Source organism: Actinomycetota bacterium, assembly GCA_019347675.1.
Lineage (GTDB): Bacteria > Actinomycetota > Nitriliruptoria > Nitriliruptorales > JAHWKO01 > JAHWKW01.
Genome location: JAHWKW010000009.1, coordinates 115827 through 131943, shown reverse-complemented (window position 1 = coordinate 131943; position 16117 = coordinate 115827). Strand labels below are relative to the sequence as shown.

16 protein-coding genes are annotated in these 16117 nt (G+C 71.2%); 10 read left to right on the top strand and 6 right to left on the bottom strand.

Annotation, left to right across the window (positions count from 1 at the left end; all coding sequences use genetic code 11):
- Positions 1–14: 14 nt before the first annotated feature.
- Positions 15–275, top strand: coding sequence for a 30S ribosomal protein S20 (gene rpsT / locus KY462_07930; protein ID MBW3577650.1), 261 nt, complete (start codon positions 15–17; stop codon positions 273–275).
- 67 nt (positions 276–342) lie between these two features.
- Here the strand turns inward: rpsT and KY462_07925 are convergent, their stop codons facing one another.
- On the bottom strand, positions 343–1083 hold the full coding sequence (locus KY462_07925) for a zeta toxin family protein (protein MBW3577649.1): 741 nt from the start codon (positions 1081–1083) through the stop codon (positions 343–345).
- Positions 1084–1567: 484 nt separating this feature from the next.
- On the opposite strand from KY462_07925, the gene KY462_07920 reads away from it, so the two are divergent.
- From KY462_07920 to KY462_07910, 3 genes are all read left to right on the top strand, one after another.
- Positions 1568–2839 (top strand): hydrogenase expression protein HypE, encoded by a 1272-nt coding sequence (locus KY462_07920; protein ID MBW3577648.1) that lies wholly within the window; start codon positions 1568–1570, stop codon positions 2837–2839.
- A gap of 266 nt (positions 2840–3105) precedes the next feature.
- Positions 3106–4836, top strand: coding sequence for a nickel-dependent hydrogenase large subunit (locus KY462_07915; GenBank protein ID MBW3577647.1), 1731 nt, complete (start codon positions 3106–3108; stop codon positions 4834–4836).
- Positions 4837–4845: 9 nt separating this feature from the next.
- Entirely contained in the window at positions 4846–5475 is a 630-nt protein-coding gene (locus KY462_07910; protein MBW3577646.1) for a hypothetical protein, read from the top strand.
- A 43-nt stretch (positions 5476–5518) separates the two neighbouring features.
- Here KY462_07910 and KY462_07905 read toward each other — a convergent pair whose 3' ends face one another.
- The 5 genes from KY462_07905 to KY462_07885 form a co-directional block, all read right to left on the bottom strand.
- Complete coding sequence (locus KY462_07905; GenBank protein MBW3577645.1) at positions 5519–5701, bottom strand: hypothetical protein; 183 nt, start codon at positions 5699–5701, stop codon at positions 5519–5521.
- A 100-nt stretch (positions 5702–5801) separates the two neighbouring features.
- Positions 5802–6692 (bottom strand): alpha/beta fold hydrolase, encoded by an 891-nt coding sequence (locus KY462_07900; protein MBW3577644.1) that lies wholly within the window; start codon positions 6690–6692, stop codon positions 5802–5804.
- 44 nt (positions 6693–6736) lie between these two features.
- Positions 6737–7138 (bottom strand): DUF2267 domain-containing protein, encoded by a 402-nt coding sequence (locus tag KY462_07895; protein MBW3577643.1) that lies wholly within the window; start codon positions 7136–7138, stop codon positions 6737–6739.
- 150 nt (positions 7139–7288) lie between these two features.
- On the bottom strand, positions 7289–7717 hold the full coding sequence (locus KY462_07890; protein MBW3577642.1) for a hypothetical protein: 429 nt from the start codon (positions 7715–7717) through the stop codon (positions 7289–7291).
- Positions 7714–8538, bottom strand: coding sequence for a TIGR02587 family membrane protein (locus KY462_07885; protein MBW3577641.1), 825 nt, complete (start codon positions 8536–8538; stop codon positions 7714–7716). The genes KY462_07890 and KY462_07885 overlap by 4 nt, the downstream gene beginning before the upstream one ends.
- Positions 8539–8684: 146 nt before the next feature.
- Here KY462_07885 and KY462_07880 point away from each other — a divergent pair, with 146 nt between their 5' ends.
- The 6 genes from KY462_07880 (at position 8685) to KY462_07855 (ending at position 16117) form a co-directional block, all read left to right on the top strand.
- Positions 8685–10121, top strand: a complete 1437-nt coding sequence (locus KY462_07880) for a hypothetical protein (GenBank protein MBW3577640.1) — start codon at positions 8685–8687, stop codon at positions 10119–10121.
- A gap of 38 nt (positions 10122–10159) precedes the next feature.
- The gene (locus KY462_07875; GenBank protein ID MBW3577639.1) at positions 10160–10951 is read left to right on the top strand and encodes a hypothetical protein; all 792 of its coding nucleotides are present in this window, start codon (positions 10160–10162) and stop codon (positions 10949–10951) included.
- A 65-nt stretch (positions 10952–11016) separates the two neighbouring features.
- Positions 11017–12090, top strand: coding sequence for a serine/threonine protein kinase (locus KY462_07870; GenBank protein ID MBW3577638.1), 1074 nt, complete (start codon positions 11017–11019; stop codon positions 12088–12090).
- Positions 12087–12554, top strand: a complete 468-nt coding sequence (locus tag KY462_07865; GenBank protein ID MBW3577637.1) for a hypothetical protein — start codon at positions 12087–12089, stop codon at positions 12552–12554. Before KY462_07870 ends, KY462_07865 begins: the two co-directional genes overlap by 4 nt.
- Before the next feature lie 95 nt (positions 12555–12649).
- Entirely contained in the window at positions 12650–15175 is a 2526-nt protein-coding gene (locus KY462_07860) for an HAD-IC family P-type ATPase (protein MBW3577636.1), read from the top strand.
- Positions 15176–15187: 12 nt separating this feature from the next.
- Positions 15188–16117, top strand: a complete 930-nt coding sequence (locus KY462_07855; GenBank protein ID MBW3577635.1) for a ribose-phosphate pyrophosphokinase — start codon at positions 15188–15190, stop codon at positions 16115–16117.

Genomic DNA, 16117 nt, shown 5'->3' with positions numbered 1-16117 from the left:
GAGTCGTACCCGCCGTGGCCAACATCCAGTCCCAGATCAAGCGCAACCGCCAGAACATCGTGCGCCGCGACCGCAACAAGGCGGTGCGCTCGATGCTGAAGACCTACAGCCGGCGCTTCCGGGAAGCAGTCGAGATCGGCGACCGTGAGGTCGCCGCGGAGGCCTACCGCGTCGCCGCCAAGCACTACGACAAGGCAGCGAGCAAGGGTGTGATCCACAAGAACACCGCTGCCCACAAGAAGGCCACGCTGGCGAACCACCTCAACGGGATGTGACGCGGCCTGGCACCAGCAGACCTGCCAAGCCCAGCAGACCTGCCTGCACTGGCGTCCCCGGGATGGGTCACGCCTGCTGATGTCGTGTGATGGCCTCGACGGCCAACCCCGTGACTTGCGCGACGGTGGCATCGAGCGCAGCCGAGCGCACCGTGGGGGTGTCGTGCTCGCGCGCACGGCGAAGCACCTCGTCGTGGATGCGCCGGATCTCGTCGAAGTGGTCGAGGTAGCGCTGTTGCGGTCGGTCCTCGCCATCCGAGCGATCTGTGAAGCGACTCCGATGAGCTTCGGCGTCTTCGATCTCCAGGACGACCTGCACGGTCAGCGCGTCGTCGACGCTGGGTAGGTCCAGCGTCCCCGGGACGAGGTGGACGCCCTCCAGGACCATGTCCTGCTTCTCGACGACGGCGCGCTGAAGCACGTGCCGGACGCCGACGGCCACGACCGACGCCTGATGCAGGAACCCGATGATCAGCCGGTCGATGGAGCCGTGTGCGAACACGGCAGGGACGGCGTCTGCCGCCTGGAAGGACGAGCTGTGCAGGCTCGGCGCCAGTTGTGGGCTCATCGTGCTGCGCATCACCTCTCGGATGGCATCGGTGGAGATGACCCGGGTGATGTCGAGGTGGTAGGCCACATGTGTGGCGACCGTCGACTTCCCGGCCCCGGTCGCCCCACCGATCAGGACGATCAGCGGCAGAGCCCGCTCAGGAGCATCGTGCCAGGCAACGTAGCGGTCGGCCTTCTCGTCGCCGACGTGCCTGCGGAGCATCCTGGCAGTGACGTCACGCAACTCATCGATGCTCACCGCCGCCGGCTCCGAGTCGTCCATCGCGACGGCGACCGAGCGACGCCCTGACGGGGACGACGCGGCGTTCCGCGCGCACATCGAGGTTCGGGCTGCAGCATCGGCCATCGTTGTTCGACAGTGACGCCACCACCCTATCCAGCCTCCAGGTCGGCGTCCTCGCCGCCGGGGGCGGTTGCCAGGTGGACACGGCCGCGATCGAAGTCGTCCGACCCCAGCGCGTCGCTGCATGCCCGACCGGCCGGCCGACGCCGCCTCGGCGGATGGTGTGGTTGGGCACTAGCACTATATGTTGACAACATGTAGGTCTTGGATGTCGCTGTTCGAAGCAGGCATCGCCGAACGACGGCCGGAGAACGCGTTGAGAGGGCACCAGGCACCCGACAAGACCCCCGCACAGCGTCTCCTCGACGCATTGGGGTCGGTGGAGAACTTCCGCGAGCGCGAGGAGTACGGCGACTTCGGGCTGTTCGCCGGGGCCACGATGGAGGAGTACCTCGACCCGGTCTCGAAGGGCAGCCACGTCAGCCGTCTCGGACCACTGGACAAGGTCCACGCGTTCTGGTTCTCCGGGATGAGCTGCGACGGGTGCACGGTAACGGTGACCGGCGCCACGACGCCGTCCATCGAGGACCTGCTCACGGGGAGCCATCCCGGCCTGCCACAGATCGTGCTGCACCACCCGGTCGTCAACCTCGAGTCGGGCCCCAACTTCCTGCGGGCCCACGAACGCGCGCTGCGAGGTGAGCTCAACGCCCCGTACGTGATCATCCTCGAGGGTTCCATCACCGACGAGACGGCCGCGATGGAGACCGGCGGGTACTGGGCGGGCAACGGCGACGAGCCGTGGGGCGCCGACGGCGAAGAGCGCGCCGTCACCGCCGACGAGTGGATCGCGCGTCTGGCACCCGGTGCGGCGGCGTCGATCGCGATCGGGACGTGCGCCACCTGGGGCGGGATCCCCTCGGCCGACGGCAACCCGACCGGGGCGATGAGCATGATGGACTTCCTCGGCCAGGACTACCGCAGCGCCTTCGGCCTGCCGGTCGTGAACGTCCCCGGCTGCGCCCCGATCGGCGACAACTTCAACGAGACCGTCGCGGCCATCCTGTACTTCCTCCAGGGCTTCGGGCCCCTGCCCGAGTTCGACGAGATCGGTCGGCCGGCGTGGCTGTTCGGCGAGACGGTGCACCGCCACTGCGTGCGGGGCGCCTACTACGAGGAGGGAAGCTACGCCCAGGAGTTCGGCGACCCCGAGTGCCTGGTCGAGATCGGCTGCTGGGGGCCGGTCGTCAACTGCAACATCACCTCCCGTGGTGCGATCAACCACGTCGGGGGGTGCATGAACGCCGGCGGAGCATGCATCGGGTGCACGATGCCCGGCTTCCCCGACAAGTTCACGCCGTTCTACAAGGTGCCGCCAGGGTCGGCGGTGTCCACGGCCGCGTCGCGGATCCTGGGCAGCCTGATCCGGCCGATGCGTCTGTACACCAACGAGCACCTCAACCGTGAGGTGCGCTGGGACCTGCACCACGACGTGCCGTCCGGGTGGGCACGGGGAAAGCAGGAGCCGGGGCGCTTGAAGGAGGCTGGTCACCGCATCTACGACAAGCTGCGGCGCTCGAACGACACCGGCAAGGCCGACGTCGCGCCTTGGGGCAAGCGCCACGAGTGGACCTACGAGCGCGATCCGGCCCGCGAGCGAACGCTTCCCGGCGGCACCGACCGCAACACCGCCGAGCGCGGCGCCGAGTAGACGACCATCAGCTGCTCGGTGGGCGCCGGTCCCGCCGGTCCACCGACCAGCGAACCAGCGGCGTCTGAACCGGAAGCGAGGAGGAAGCCAGCGTGTGCTTCAAGAACCTACCGATCGAGTTCGACGCTGCGGGCAACGCCCGCTTGACCGGCGACGTCGCCGACCCCTACTCGGTGTCGACCGCCCGCCCCGAGGTCGGCATGACCGAGGAGGAACGGATCGCGCACATCCACGAGCTGATGGCCCGCAACGGGCACATCAAGGACATGAGCATGGATCCGGTGACCCGCATCGCGGGGGCGCTGGCCCTGCATGTGACCGCCGACCTGTCCGAGGGCCGCCACCTCAACGTCCACTCGCAGGCGCCCCTGTTCCGCGGGTACGAGGTCATCCTGATGGACCGAGACCCCCGTGATGCGATCTTCGTCGCATCCCGGGCGTGCGGGGTGTGCGGTGGCGTGCACTCGCACGCCGCCGCGTACGCCGTCGAGATGGCCTGGGGGCTGCAGCCCCCGCCGTTGGGCACGGTGATCCGCAACCTCGGCGAAGCGGCCGAGATGGGCTACGACAACCCGCTGCACCTGTACCTGCTGGCCGGGCCGGACTACTCCGAGGCCGTGGTCAAGCGCACGAACCCCGAGCTGTGGCCCAAGGCGGAGAAGTGGAGCTGCCCGGGGCAGAACTTCCACGGGTTCGACACCATGGCCGACCTGATGGCGGCGTTGAACCCGCTGACCGGTGAGCTGTACCGCGAGGGTCTGCACTTCACCCGTGTGGCGCGTGAGCAGTTCTCCCTGTTGCACGGCAAGTACCCGCACCCCCAGACGATCGTGCCCGGAGGGGTGTCGACCACGTTCACGCTGCAGACGCTGAACGAGTTCCAGTCGCGCCTGTCCGCCACCTTCGATTACGCCCAGCGGATGGTCGCGGTGTGGGACGACATCTCCGAGTTCTTCTACGAGGCGGACGAGCGCTACAAGCAGGTCGGGGCCCGCCGCGCCAACCTGATCGATCCCGGCTACTGGGACGACCCGTACGCGTACGACGCCACCTACGCCAACTGCAACGAGTGGGGCGAACAGCGACCGTCCACGCCCGGTGTGGTCATCGACGGTGAGCTTGTGACCACGCGCCTGACCGACATGAACATGGGGCTCGAGGAGTTCGTCGAGCACTCCTGGTACGACGAGTGGGTCGACGGCGACCAGCGTTACGACACCGATCCGCTCGGAAACCCGCTCAGCCCGTACCACCCGTGGAACAAACGCACGCTGCCCCGGCCTGGCGCGAAGGACTTCCGCGGCAAGTACACCTGGGCGTGCACCCCGCGGTGGGACCGCCAGACCGTCGAGGCAGGCGCGTACGCCCGCCTGTTGATGACCGCACTGGCGCAGAAGCACCCGCCCAGCGACTTCTACGAGGCCACTGGCCACAGCCTGCGGATGCGGGTGCCCAAGGGCATGCAGCCCGAGGCCGAGTTCGAGTGGGATGTGCCAGAGGTCTGGAACGCCTTCGAGCGCAACCGCGGCCGTGCCTACCACTACCTGTTCTCGCAGCTGGTCTCGTTGCAGAACGTCGTCCTCGCGCACCAGCTGCTGAAGAGGGGCGAGGACAGGGTCGCCGCGGTCAACGACAAGGAGCTCGAGCGCCGCATCCCCAAGGACGAGCGCCTCGGCGTGGGCTGGTGGGGCGCGGGGCGGGGCTGGTTGACTCACCACTGCGTGCTCGACCAGGGCAAGATCGTCAACTACCAGATCTGCACCCCGTCGACGATCAACGCCTCACCGCGCGACCCGTTCGACCAGCCCGGCGCGTACGAGGAGTCGGTGCTCAACACCCCCATCCTGGAACGGATCGCCGAGCCCAACGACTACACCGGGATCGACATGGTCCGGGCCGTGCGCAGTTTCGACCCGTGCATGCCGTGCACGACGCACCTGCACACCGGCCACGGGACGATCGTGCGTGAGATCAACACCTGCGCCTGCGACGGCTGAGGGGACCTCATGGCCGGGTTCGTCGCACTGACCGACATCTTCGTCCAGATCGTCCAGGCGGGCGTCGACGACGCGCAAGCCGTCCGCCGGTCCTACGACCGCTGGGTCCGTGACCTGGCGCCGGGCGCCGACGGCTGGCTGGCGTCGACCGCGGGGATCAGCGACGACGGCCACCTCATCTCGGTCATGCGGTTCGCTTCGCCGCTCGCAGCGCGGCTGAACAGCCAGCGGCCGGAGCAGGATGCGTGGTGGCGTGACCTGCAACAGCACCTGTCCGACACCCGCGTCATCGACTGCGTCGCGGTCGCGACGTTCGGTGACGACCGCCCCGACGCCTCCGGCTTCGTGCAGATCTTCCAGGGCCGCACCTCCGGGCTGCGCGACGCGATGGAGCAGGTGGCCGAGACCGCCCAACACCACATCTACGAGCACGGCCTGGACGTCGTCGGTGGGTTGATCGCCGACCACGGCGACGACGGGTTCACCGAGGTGGTCTACTACCCGCCTGGCGATGCTGCTTCCCGACGCGACCCCGACCAGGTGGGCGACCAGGGCCTGACCCTGGTCGACGAGCTGTCGGGGCCGATCTGGGACCTACGGACCTACGAGCTGCGCGAGCCGTGGCACCACTGCGCGTGACAACCGGGAAGCGGTGAACCGGCCACCGCCGCCGCCAGCGTGGTCAGCGGCCCTCGAGCTCGGCGAGCCGCTCCTCGACGGAGGTCTGCAGCTGCTGGAGCTCGGCGATCTCCTCGTCGCGGCTGGCAGCCGGTGCCGTGTCCCCACAGCAGCCGCACGAGCAACCGCCGGAGGACCCCAGCAGGTTGCGTCCGGTGATGGACTGCGTGCTTGGCGTGTTCTCCATCGTCGTTCCCCGATCTCGTGGTTGACCGCTGGCGTCGACGCCAGCGATGGGATTCCCCGGCATCGTACCTCTGCCCGGACGGGTCGGCCGGCTGGGCCGCTCACCTGACGCGGCGGGCCCGGTCGCGGTCGGGGAACCGACCGGCCGACAACGCCGCGTGGACGGCGCGGCCCAGCGCCACCGCGAACGCCGGGGTGATGCCGTCCTCGGCGTGCCCGAACCCGGCGGGCTCGCGCCACAGCGTCGCCGGTCCGGCCGCCGCGACGTGGAGCTGCGCGCCGTGGCGGAACGGGAAGAAGTGGTCGTCCTCGCCGTGCACCACCAGCAGCGGCAGGTCGACCTTGGCGGCCAGCTCGCGCGGGTCCGGTAGCGCGTCGAAGCCGCGGGGCGCCGCCAGCCGGACCCCGGTCAGCAGCCGCAAGCCGACCCGCTTCCAGGCGGTTCGCCACACGTCGTCGAGGCCGGCCAGGGCCTGGGTCTCCACGACGCCGACCACCGACGGCGTCGAGATGACCACGGCGGCGTCGGCTGGCGCCCCGTGCGCCAGGGCGTGCAGCACCGCGGTCCCGCCCATCGACAGGCCGACCGCGGCGACCCGCCGGTGGCCGGCCTCGCGGACGGCGCGCAGCGCTGCGGCGACGTCGAGCCGTTCGCGGCCGCCGAGGGTGCACCAGCCGCCGGAGTCGCCGTGACCCCGCAGGTCGAGCGCGAGGACCGACATGGTTCCGGCGAGCACGTCGGCCAGGAGGGCGTACGCGGGTTTGCGTCGGTGCGCGGCGAACCCGTGGACGATCACGACCACGGGCGCGTCGCGGGATGGCCCTGGCAGGAACGAGGCGGCCAGCCGGGTGCCGTCTGCCGCCGTCAGTCGGATGTCGCGGTGCGGGGCGCGGTGCCCGCCCACCAGGCCTCGCACCTCCAGCAGGCGACGTCGCTGCGTCCGTCGCGTGCGTTGACTCTGGGCCAGAGCGTGCTGTGGGTCGGCGTGCACGCGGCCTCCTCGATATCGCGCGGAGCTGGCCGGGTTTGCAGCCGTCAGGCGCCCGCCTGGCCGCCTTCCCACGTGAACAGCTCGGAGAACTCCGCCGGCAGCGCGGCGCGGAGGTTGTCGACCGTGCCCTGGCTGACCGCGTCGCGCAGCACCGAGATCACCGCGCGAGCGTGGAAGGCCGCCTGCGGCAGGTCGGTGCCGGGTGACTCGACCTGTGCCACCCGTTCGTAGAACTCCGTGATCCCGAATCGGTCCGTCTCGTCCTCGCTGCGCTCGAGGTGCAGTCCTAGCTCGGGTGGGAGCTGGGCCGCGACGTTGCTGGGCAGGCCGCCACCGAGTCGGGTCGCCAACGTCTCCAGCGTCGCCCGCGTGGCCTGCTCGGCGGCACCGCGTGAGTCGAGCCGGGCGCGCGCCTGAACGTAGCCGATGAACTCGTCGTGCTTCACGGGTGTCTTCCCTCGGTCGCCTTGGCGATGTCGCAGTCGATGCCAGCCCAGCGCCGGTCGGGCGGTACGGCGACCCAGCCGTGCGGTCGAACGTCGGGCCCCGTACCACGAGTTGGACGTTCGGACGATGTCCGCCTCGGGGGCAGCGAGCTACGGCTGCTCGAAGCCGATCACCCGCACGCGGACCTCGTGCGCTGCGGGGTCACGTTCGAACACCAGCCCGACCCGGCGACTGCTCGATGGGGGGAGCACGTCGACCACGGCCTCGGTGCGCTCGACGACCGCCCCGCTGGCGTGGAGCTCACCCTGGATCTGCACCCCCGTGGCGGCCGTCCCGCCGCGGTTGATCACATCGACGGTGACCAGGTAGCTGTCGGGCTGTGTCACCGTGGCATGTGGCCTGGCCTGCGGCTGCGGTGGCCCGTCCGAGCGGTTGACGGCCGACAGCACCAGGACCACCAGGATGGCGACGGCCAAAGCCGCACCGATCAGAGCGATGACCCACTCCAGCAGCGGGGTACCCGATCCCAACACGACCGGATCGCGATCGCTGCCGGCGTCGCCGCCCCCGAGGGTCACAGCAGGAGCCGCGCGGCGGCCGCCCCGAGCGCCGCGGGCAGCGCCAGCACCACGGTCCGGGTCGCGGCGACGATCAGCGCCACGTCGTCGAAACGTCCGAACAGCCACAGCAGGTACGCCGAGACCAGCAGCGCCACCCCGTACCCGGCCAGGGTGAACCCGAAGAACACCGACCACACCGGGGCGTCCGAGCGGTGCTGGCCGCGGAAACCCACCCCGTACACGATCGCGTGCATCAACACGACCGAGATCACCAACAGCGTGAGCGACCGAACGGTCCCGACCTGTAGGGCCAACAGAGGGATCTCGTCGGTGGGGGCGATGTTGAACGAGAGCACGATCGCCCCGACCCCCATCAGCAGGATCTCGTCGCCGTAGCCTTCGATCTCACGTCGTGCGCGATCCACACCCGCGGTGATCTGGCTGCGTCCGATCGCCGCGCCGATCGATGCCGGGACCGACTCGATCGCGACGATCCCGACCACCTCCCCCAGAGACCGGTCGGCGTGCAGCACACCGATCATGGTGAGGATCGCCGCCGAGGCGATCACCCCCACCGCGTAGGCCACCAAGCCGTCGGCCAGATGATCGGCCCACCCGAGTCCGGTCGTGTCGCGGAACCCCAGGTAGCGGGCCAGAGCCACGAGCAACGGCAGGGTCAGCGCCACGAACGTCGCGATCCGCCACGGCCGTAGCGTCCCGCCGAACTGCCACAGTTCCATGGTCATCAGCATCGGGAGCGAGAACAGCACCGCCCCACCGCCGGCACGCGCGACGCCCAGGAGCAGGTCGCGCGTCGACGGCACCGCGGTCTGGCTCATGAGCGCCAGTACACCACCACAGCACCGCGACGCGACACAGGCACCCGGTCGGGAAGGGCCGGGTACAGGCACGCGTTCCGCCTCGGGCCCCGCAGGGACCGGGTTGGGCCCTACCCTGACTTGGAGCCACCTGCAGGAGACCGCCGATGCCGCATGCCGACGCACTGATCGTCACACTCGCCGGTGAGGTCTACACCAAGTCACCGCGGACGCGGCGGCGGTTCCGCACCGTCCTCGAGGACAACCTGCAGGCGGCCGCTCGCCGCCGGGGAGCGACGTTCGTCGCCGATCAGCTCGACGCCGGACGTCTGCTTCTGACCGCCGACGACCCGGACGCGGTCACGGCGGCGGCGTGCAGCACGTTCGGTGTGCACCGGGTGGAGCGGGCGCGGCCGCTGCCCGGCGCCAGGTCGGTGGATGACCTGGTGTCCGCCGTGGCCAACCGGGTCCGCGACCGCATCCGCGACCGGATCTTCGCCGTCCGCGTCCGCCGCCACGGCGACCACGGCTGGTCCTCGATGGACGCGGAACGCGCGATCGGCTCGGCGCTCCTGCACGACTCGGCGGGTGTCAACCTCGATGATCCCCAGGAGGTCGTCGAGGTCCTCGTCGTGCACGACCGCGCCTGGCTGGTCGACGACAGCCGCGATGGCCCCGGAGGTCTGCCCTTGGGGACCCAGGAGCCGTGCCTGGCGATGGTGTCGGGCGGGTTCGACTCTCCGGTGGCTGCCTGGATGCTGATGCGCAAGGGCAGCCCCATGGACGTGTTCCACCTCCAGCTGCGCTGCGCCCAGGCCGACCACGCGCTTGCGGTGAGCCGCGAGCTGTGGCACCGCTGGGGCGGAGGCACCAGCCCGCTGGCGTGGATCGTCGACTTCGCTGAAACCCAGGCGGCGATCCAGCGCGAGATCGCCCCGGCGTTCCGCCAGGTGATCCTGAAGCAGCTGATGGTCGAGGCGGCCGACCGGCTGGCCGACCACATCGGAGCCCCGGCGATCGTCACCGGCGAGTCGGTGGGTCAGGTGTCCAGCCAGACGCTGCGGCACCTGCGGGAGATCGATCGCTGCTGTTCGCGCCTGATGCTGCGGCCCCTGGCCGGGCTGGACAAGCAGGAGATCATCGCTCACGCGCGGACGATCGGGACGCACGAGCTGTCCGTGCGGGCCCAGGAGGTCTGTGACCTGTCCGAAGGGCACCGTGTGGCGGTGGCCGCGCGGGGACCCGAGCTGGTCCGCGCCCGTGGGGCTCTGCCGGCCGGGCTGGTGGATCGTGCGCTCGCGACCCTGCGGGTCGTGGCGCTGGAGCACTGGTTCCCGGGTGTGGACGCGGTGCCGGTGGTGGCCGAGCCGCCGGCTGGAGCGCTGTTGGTCGATGTGACCGAAGCGGACATCCCGGAGGCCAAGGCGGTCGCGCTCACCGGCGCCGGCGCGGCACACGCCGCGTCGCGCCTCCGCGCCGAGGGCCGCGACGTGTGGCTGGTCGACGCGACACGTCGCGGAACCCAGGCAGTGACGCAACGTAGCGATCTCACTGCGGAGGGACTCTATGCTGCGGCGGGTGGCGACCGTCCCGTGACCGCGTGAGCGCGCGGACCGAGGCCGCGTGAAGGAGGACTGCCGCCGTGGAACTGACGTCCGCGCCGACTGCCGGTGACGCCGAGCACACCGTCACCGACGCCCTCGAGCTCGCGGGCGATCTGGGGGTTGACACGGAGACGGTCCGGGCCCACATCGCCGCACTGCCGGCCTCCTACGTCGAGTCGGTCCCCGCCCGAGCGGTGGTACGCCACGCCGGCATGGGCGCTGGGCCGCTGAGTCCAGACGAGCTGCGGACACGGGTCTCATGTGCGCCACCGGACGACGAGCCCGTCGACGTCCTCGACGTGGTGGCGCGGCAGCGTCCCGAGATCCTCGCCACCGTCGCCGGGATCCTGGCCATCCACGGTGGCTCGGTCCGATCCGCGCGGGCGTTCATTCGCAACGACCGCGTCGCGGTGGAGACCTTCCAGGTGTACCGGCCGGTCGGTTCCAGTGCGGCGTGGTGGGTGGCGGTCGAAGGCGATCTCGCTGAGGCCGCCGTCGGCCGTCTCGCGTTGACCGCCCGCGTCCGTCGCGCCGCGCAGGCCACGCCGGCGGCCGGCGAGCCGTTCGAAGTCGACGTGGCGATCCGGCGCGCTCCGGCCGGTTTCGAGAGCATCCTCGAGGTCCGCGCCCCCGACCGGGTCGGTCTGCTGTTCGACATCGCGTCGGCGCTGGCGGAGCTCAGGCTGCAGGTCGTCGCGGCCGTGGACACGGTCGGGAACGAAGCGATCGACGCCTTCCGCCTCCTCACAGCGGACGGGTCGGGTCTGGACGAGGACCACGCCGCCGAGGTCCTGCTCGCGGTCGGCGACGCGTTGCGCTCACCGCGCTAACGCCGAGGCGCTGTTCACACTCCGGTCCGTAGGCTGGCGGCGATGAGCGCGCGCGAGGGCACGTCATGATCGCCGAGGACACGGTCCTGTCGGACCGGTACAGGATCGTGTCGGTGCTCGGCCGTGGCGGGATGGGTCGGGTCTACGAAGCCGTGGACCTCGAGCGCGACGAGCGGGTCGCGGTCAAGGTGCTGCGGACCGCCGAACCCCGCGACCTGCGTCGCTTCGCGTCCGAATCGAAGGTGCTCGCGCAGCTCGATCACCACGCGATCGTCAGGATGTTGGGGACCGGCCAGCACGGCGACACCCCGTACCTGGTGATGCAGCTGGTCGGGGGCCGCTCGCTGGCCGACGAGCTCCGCGACGGCCCGCTGGATCCCGACCAGGTGCGCCGCATCGGCCGCGATGTCGCCGATGCGCTGGCGTACGCCCATCGCCGCGATGTCGTCCACCGCGACGTCAAACCGGGCAACGTCCTGATCGGTGAGGACGGTTCCGCTCACCTGGCCGACTTCGGGATCGCCCGGCTGGCGGATGTGACCGGCTTCACCAGCACCGGCGTCACCATGGGCACGGCCGCCTACCTGGCGCCCGAGCAGGCCCGGGGCGGCGGCGTCGGCCCGCCCGCCGACGTCTACGCCCTCGGCCTCGTCCTCCTCGAGGCGCTGACCGGCGAGAAGGCGTTCAGCGGGACCCCCACCGAGGCCGCCGTCGCCCGGCTGTCGCGCGACCCGGCCATCCCGGACCGACTTGACGACGGCTGGCGGCAGCTGCTGCGCCGCCTCACGGCCCGTGATCCGCAGGCCCGGCCGAGCGCCGAGGACGTCGCCAGCCTGCTGGAACAGGAGCCGAGCGCTGCGGCGCTGGACACGGTCGCGCTCCCTCCTGGCGACGGTGACACAACGACCGAGCTGCCCTCGCCGACCACACCGCAGCGTCCCGGCCGCGTCCGTCGGGTCCTGCCGGGCCTGGTGCTGACCGTGATCGCCGTCGTCGCCGTGGCGGTGGTGCTGTGGGCGCTGCCGCCCGACCAGACCCGACCGCAACCGCAGGAGCCGGCCACGACCGCCCCGGCCGCGGAACTGCCCCAGCCGCTCGAGGACTCCCTCAACCGCTTGGATCAGGAGGTCAGCGGATGACCGGACGCTTGGTTGCCGTGGCCGTCGCGGCCGCCGTGGTCGTGACCGGGTGCGGTGGCGGAGGTCTCCCCGAACCGCTCTCCCAGGACCTCCAGCAGCGAGTCGCCGAGGTGCGTCAGGCGGCTGTCGCCCAGGACCGGGCGGCGGCGCGGCAGGGGTTGGCCGAGATCCGCGCCATCGTCGAGGAGGCCCGGGCGGACGGGCGCATCAGCGCCGAGAAGGCAGACGACATCCTGGCGGCGGCCGAACAGGTCGAGGTGAACCTGGCGCTGCTCCCGGAGCCGGCGCCGCCTCCGCCCCCGCCCCCCTCGCCCACCGAGACCGACGAGGACGACGACCGCGCCGACGACCGCGCCGAGGACCGTGGCGAAGGCAAGAACCGGGGCAAGGACCGGGGCAAGGACCAAGACGAGGGCGAGAAGAAGGACGAGAAGAAGGACGAGGACGAGGACGAAGACGACTGAGCGACCGTCCCGGGGTACAGCGGCGCCCCGACGGCTGGCCGCAACACCGGGCGTATCGTCGGCCCATGTCCGACGCCGGGGGATCCGTTCCGTCCGTGACGGAACCGCACGCGCGGGACGGCGAGGAGATCGCCGGTGAGCTCAGCGTCGATCCCGAACGCGGTCTGAACTCTGAGGAGGTCGAGCGCCGCCGCGCCGCGGTAGGCCCCAACACCGTCGCTCCCCGGCGGACCCGGCAGTGGTGGCGGATCCTGTGGGCCCAACTCAAGAGCGCTGTGGTCGTCCTGCTGGCCGCCGCGGGACTCGTCGGCCTGGCAGTCGGCCAGGTCGAGGAGGCCGCCGCGATCGGGGTCGTGCTGGTGGCCAACACCGTCGTGGGGTTCCTGACCGAGTACCAGGCGGCGCGGTCGATCGCGTCGTTGCGCAAGATGATGCGCACGATCGCCGAGGTGGAACGCGACGACCGCCGCGACGAGATCGACGCGCGCGGGCTCGTCCCTGGCGACATCGTCGCGGTGGAGGCCGGTGAGCGGGTTCCGGCCGACGTCCGCCTCCTGGAAACCGAGGACCTCACCGTCGACGAGTCGGCGATCACCGGTGAGTCGCAACCGGTCACCAAGGGGGTGGCCGCCGTGGCCGCGGACGCGCCGCTGGCTGAGCGCACCTGCATGCTGTTCATGGCCACGACCGCGCGGGCCGGGCGCGGGCGCGGTGTCGTGGTCGCGACCGGCCGAGCGACGCACATGGGGCGGGTCGCGGAGCTCGCCGAGGCCGCCGATCAGCCACGCGTTCCCCTGCAGGCGGGCCTGGCACGGCTCAGTCGTCGCCTGGCGCTGATCGTGGTGATCGCGGCCGGCGCGCTGGCCGGGATCGGAATAGCGCGGGGGCGTCCCCCCACGGAGGTCGCCGAGGTCGCCATCGCACTCGCCATCGCGGTGGTCCCCGAGGGCCTGCCAGCGGTCGCGACCCTCACCCTTGCCGTGGGGATGCGACGGATGGCGCGCCGGCACGCGCTGGTCCGCAACCTGCCGGCAGTCGAGACGCTGGGGTCCACCACCGTGGTGTGCTCCGACAAGACCGGGACGTTGACGGTCAACCGGATGGACGTCGCGGAGGTCATCACGGCCGACGACGCCGAGGCACGGCGGCTGTGGGAGACGGCGGTGCTCTGCAACGACGCCGACATCGATCCCGACGGGGATCCGGTTGGTGACCCCACCGAAGTGGCGCTGCTGGCCGGCGCGACCTCGGCGGACCTCGACTGGCGCCGTCTGCGCGACGACCGGCCGCGCCAGCGCGAGGTCCCGTTCGACTCCGAGACGATGCGGATGGCGACCGTCAACGACGGGACGGTGCACGTCAAGGGCGCCCCGGAGGCCATCCTCGATCCTGCTCAGCACCGCCAGCTCGCCGACGCCGCCCAGCGCATGGCGGAGGACGCGATGCGGACGCTGGCGTTCGCCCGCCGCGGTGCTCCCGACGGGGACGCTCCCGACAACGCGCTGTTCGAAGGCCTCGACGTGCTCGGTGTGGTCGGTCTGCGCGACCCGCCCCGCGACGCTGCGGTCGAGACGGTGAAGGTCTTCCACCGTGCCGGCATCCGCGTCGTGATGATCACCGGCGACCAGCCTGCGATGGCGCGCGCGCTCGCCGACCAGCTGCACCTGGCCGACCACGAGGTGATCACCGGGCCGGACCTCGACGACACCGACGACCACAGCCTGGTCGCGCTCGTCGGCGAGGTGGATGTCTTCGCCCGGGTCGACGCCGAACACAAGCTGCGCATCATCCGGGCGCTGCAGGAGCGGGGCGAGGTCGTGGCGGTCACCGGGGACGGCGTCAACGACGCTCCGGCGCTGAGTCAGGCCGACGTCGGGGTGTCGATGGGGTCGGGGACCGACGTCGCTCACGAGGCGTCCGACATGGTGTTGACCGACGACGACTTCAACACGATCGAGTCGGCCGTGGAGGAGGGGCGGAGGATCTTCAGCAACATCCGACGCTTCGGCCAGTTCCTGTTCTCGTGGCACGTGGCCGAGGTCACCGTCGTGTCCGCCGCCCTGCTGGCCGGCCTCGATCCGCCGCTCGTGGGCCTGATGATCCTGTGGAACAACCTCATCATCGACGTTTTCCCGTCGTTCGCGCTGGCCCTCGAGCCGCGCGGTGCGGAGGTGATGCAGCAGCCGCCGCGGCCGCCTGGCGAGCCGGTGATGACGCGTGACGTCGTCCGCAGGCTCGTGGCCCACGGGCTGCTGGTCGCTGCGGTCGGTCTGGCCGGGTACGCCGTGGGACTGCGGGGTCTGCGGCTGGACGTGGCCGGCGCACAGACACTGACGTTCGTGACGTTGACCGCCGCTCAGGTGCTGGCGGTGTTCAACGCACGCAGCGAGCACGGTCTGGGCTTCGCGGGTGCGGGGCGGAACGTGTGGCTGTGGGCGGCGCTGGCGGCGACCATCGCGTTGGAGGCCGCGGCGCTCGGCGTGCCGACGTTGCGCAACCTGCTCGGGCTGACCGTGCTCCCGCCCGCCGCGTGGTTGGTTGCGGCGCTCCTCGCACCGATCCCGCTCCTGGTGGTGCAGGCCTGGCGGGTGACGAGGCATGCTCGCAACTCCGCGACGTGACGGAGTGCGAGGATGCTGAGGATCTTGGCCGGCAACGCCAATGCCCCGCTGGCCCACGACATCGCGGCCACGCTCGGGCTGGAACCCACCGGTTGCCGGGTGGACCGGTTCCCCGACGGCGAGTTGGACGTCGCGGTGGACCCCGACGTGGCCGGGGGCGACTGCTACATCGTGCAGCCCACGAGTCCTCCGGTGGACCGGCACCTACTCGAGCTGTTCCTCCTGGTCGATGCCTGCCGCCGCGCCGGAGCCGATCGGATCAGCGCCGTGATCCCCTACTTCGGCTACGCCCGTCAGGACCGTAGAGGCGAAGCAGGACAGCCGGTCAGCGTCCGGGTGATCGGCCACCTCCTGGCGTCGGTCGACCTCGAACGCGTCGTGGTGGTCGATCCCCACAGCCCCGACCTGGAGGCGATCGTCGGGTTGCCGACCGAGCCCGTGACCGCGGTGCCCGTGCTGGCCGACGCCGTGGCCCGCGACCTCCCCGACAACGCGGTGGTCGTGGCGCCCGACCTCGGCGCGGTGGAGCTCGCCGAGGAGTACGCCGGCCACCTGGACCGCCCCGTCGCGGTGGTGCGCAAGACCCGGGTGTCCGGCGACACCGTCCGGGCCGATCAAGTGGTCGGCGACGTCCGTGGTCAGGCGCCCGTGATCGTCGACGACATGATCAGCACGGGAGGCACGATCGAGGCGGCGGCGCGCGCACTGATCGACGCGGGCGCACAGCGGCCCCTCACGGTCGCCGCCACCCACGGTCTGTTCGTTGGCGACGCTCCGCAGAGGTTCGGCGAGCTACAGGTGGACCGCCTGATCGTCACCGACACCGTCCCGCCGGGTCGGCTGGCGTCCGCGGAGGTCGTCGGCGTCGCGGGGCGCCTGGCCGAGGCGGTGCAGCGCCTGCACGAGCGGCGCTCGCTCGCGCCGTTGGAAGCCTTCCGCTGA

What these genes read in the sequence shown, in the direction of transcription:
- KY462_07920 (MBW3577648.1), top strand. Translation starts at nt 1,568, where the DNA reads ATGGAGGAGTACCTCGACCCGGTCTCGAAGGGCAGCCACGTCAGCCGT.
- KY462_07915 (MBW3577647.1), top strand. Translation starts at nt 3,106, where the DNA reads ATGAGCATGGATCCGGTGACCCGCATCGCGGGGGCGCTGGCCCTGCAT.
- KY462_07910 (MBW3577646.1), top strand. Translation starts at nt 4,846, where the DNA reads ATGGCCGGGTTCGTCGCACTGACCGACATCTTCGTCCAGATCGTCCAG.
- KY462_07905 (MBW3577645.1), bottom strand. Translation starts at nt 5,701, where the DNA reads ATGGAGAACACGCCAAGCACGCAGTCCATCACCGGACGCAACCTGCTG.
- KY462_07885 (MBW3577641.1), bottom strand. Translation starts at nt 8,538, where the DNA reads ATGAGCCAGACCGCGGTGCCGTCGACGCGCGACCTGCTCCTGGGCGTC.
- KY462_07880 (MBW3577640.1), top strand. Translation starts at nt 8,685, where the DNA reads ATGCCGCATGCCGACGCACTGATCGTCACACTCGCCGGTGAGGTCTAC.
- KY462_07870 (MBW3577638.1), top strand. Translation starts at nt 11,017, where the DNA reads ATGATCGCCGAGGACACGGTCCTGTCGGACCGGTACAGGATCGTGTCG.
- KY462_07865 (MBW3577637.1), top strand. Translation starts at nt 12,087, where the DNA reads ATGACCGGACGCTTGGTTGCCGTGGCCGTCGCGGCCGCCGTGGTCGTG.
- KY462_07855 (MBW3577635.1), top strand. Translation starts at nt 15,188, where the DNA reads ATGCTGAGGATCTTGGCCGGCAACGCCAATGCCCCGCTGGCCCACGAC.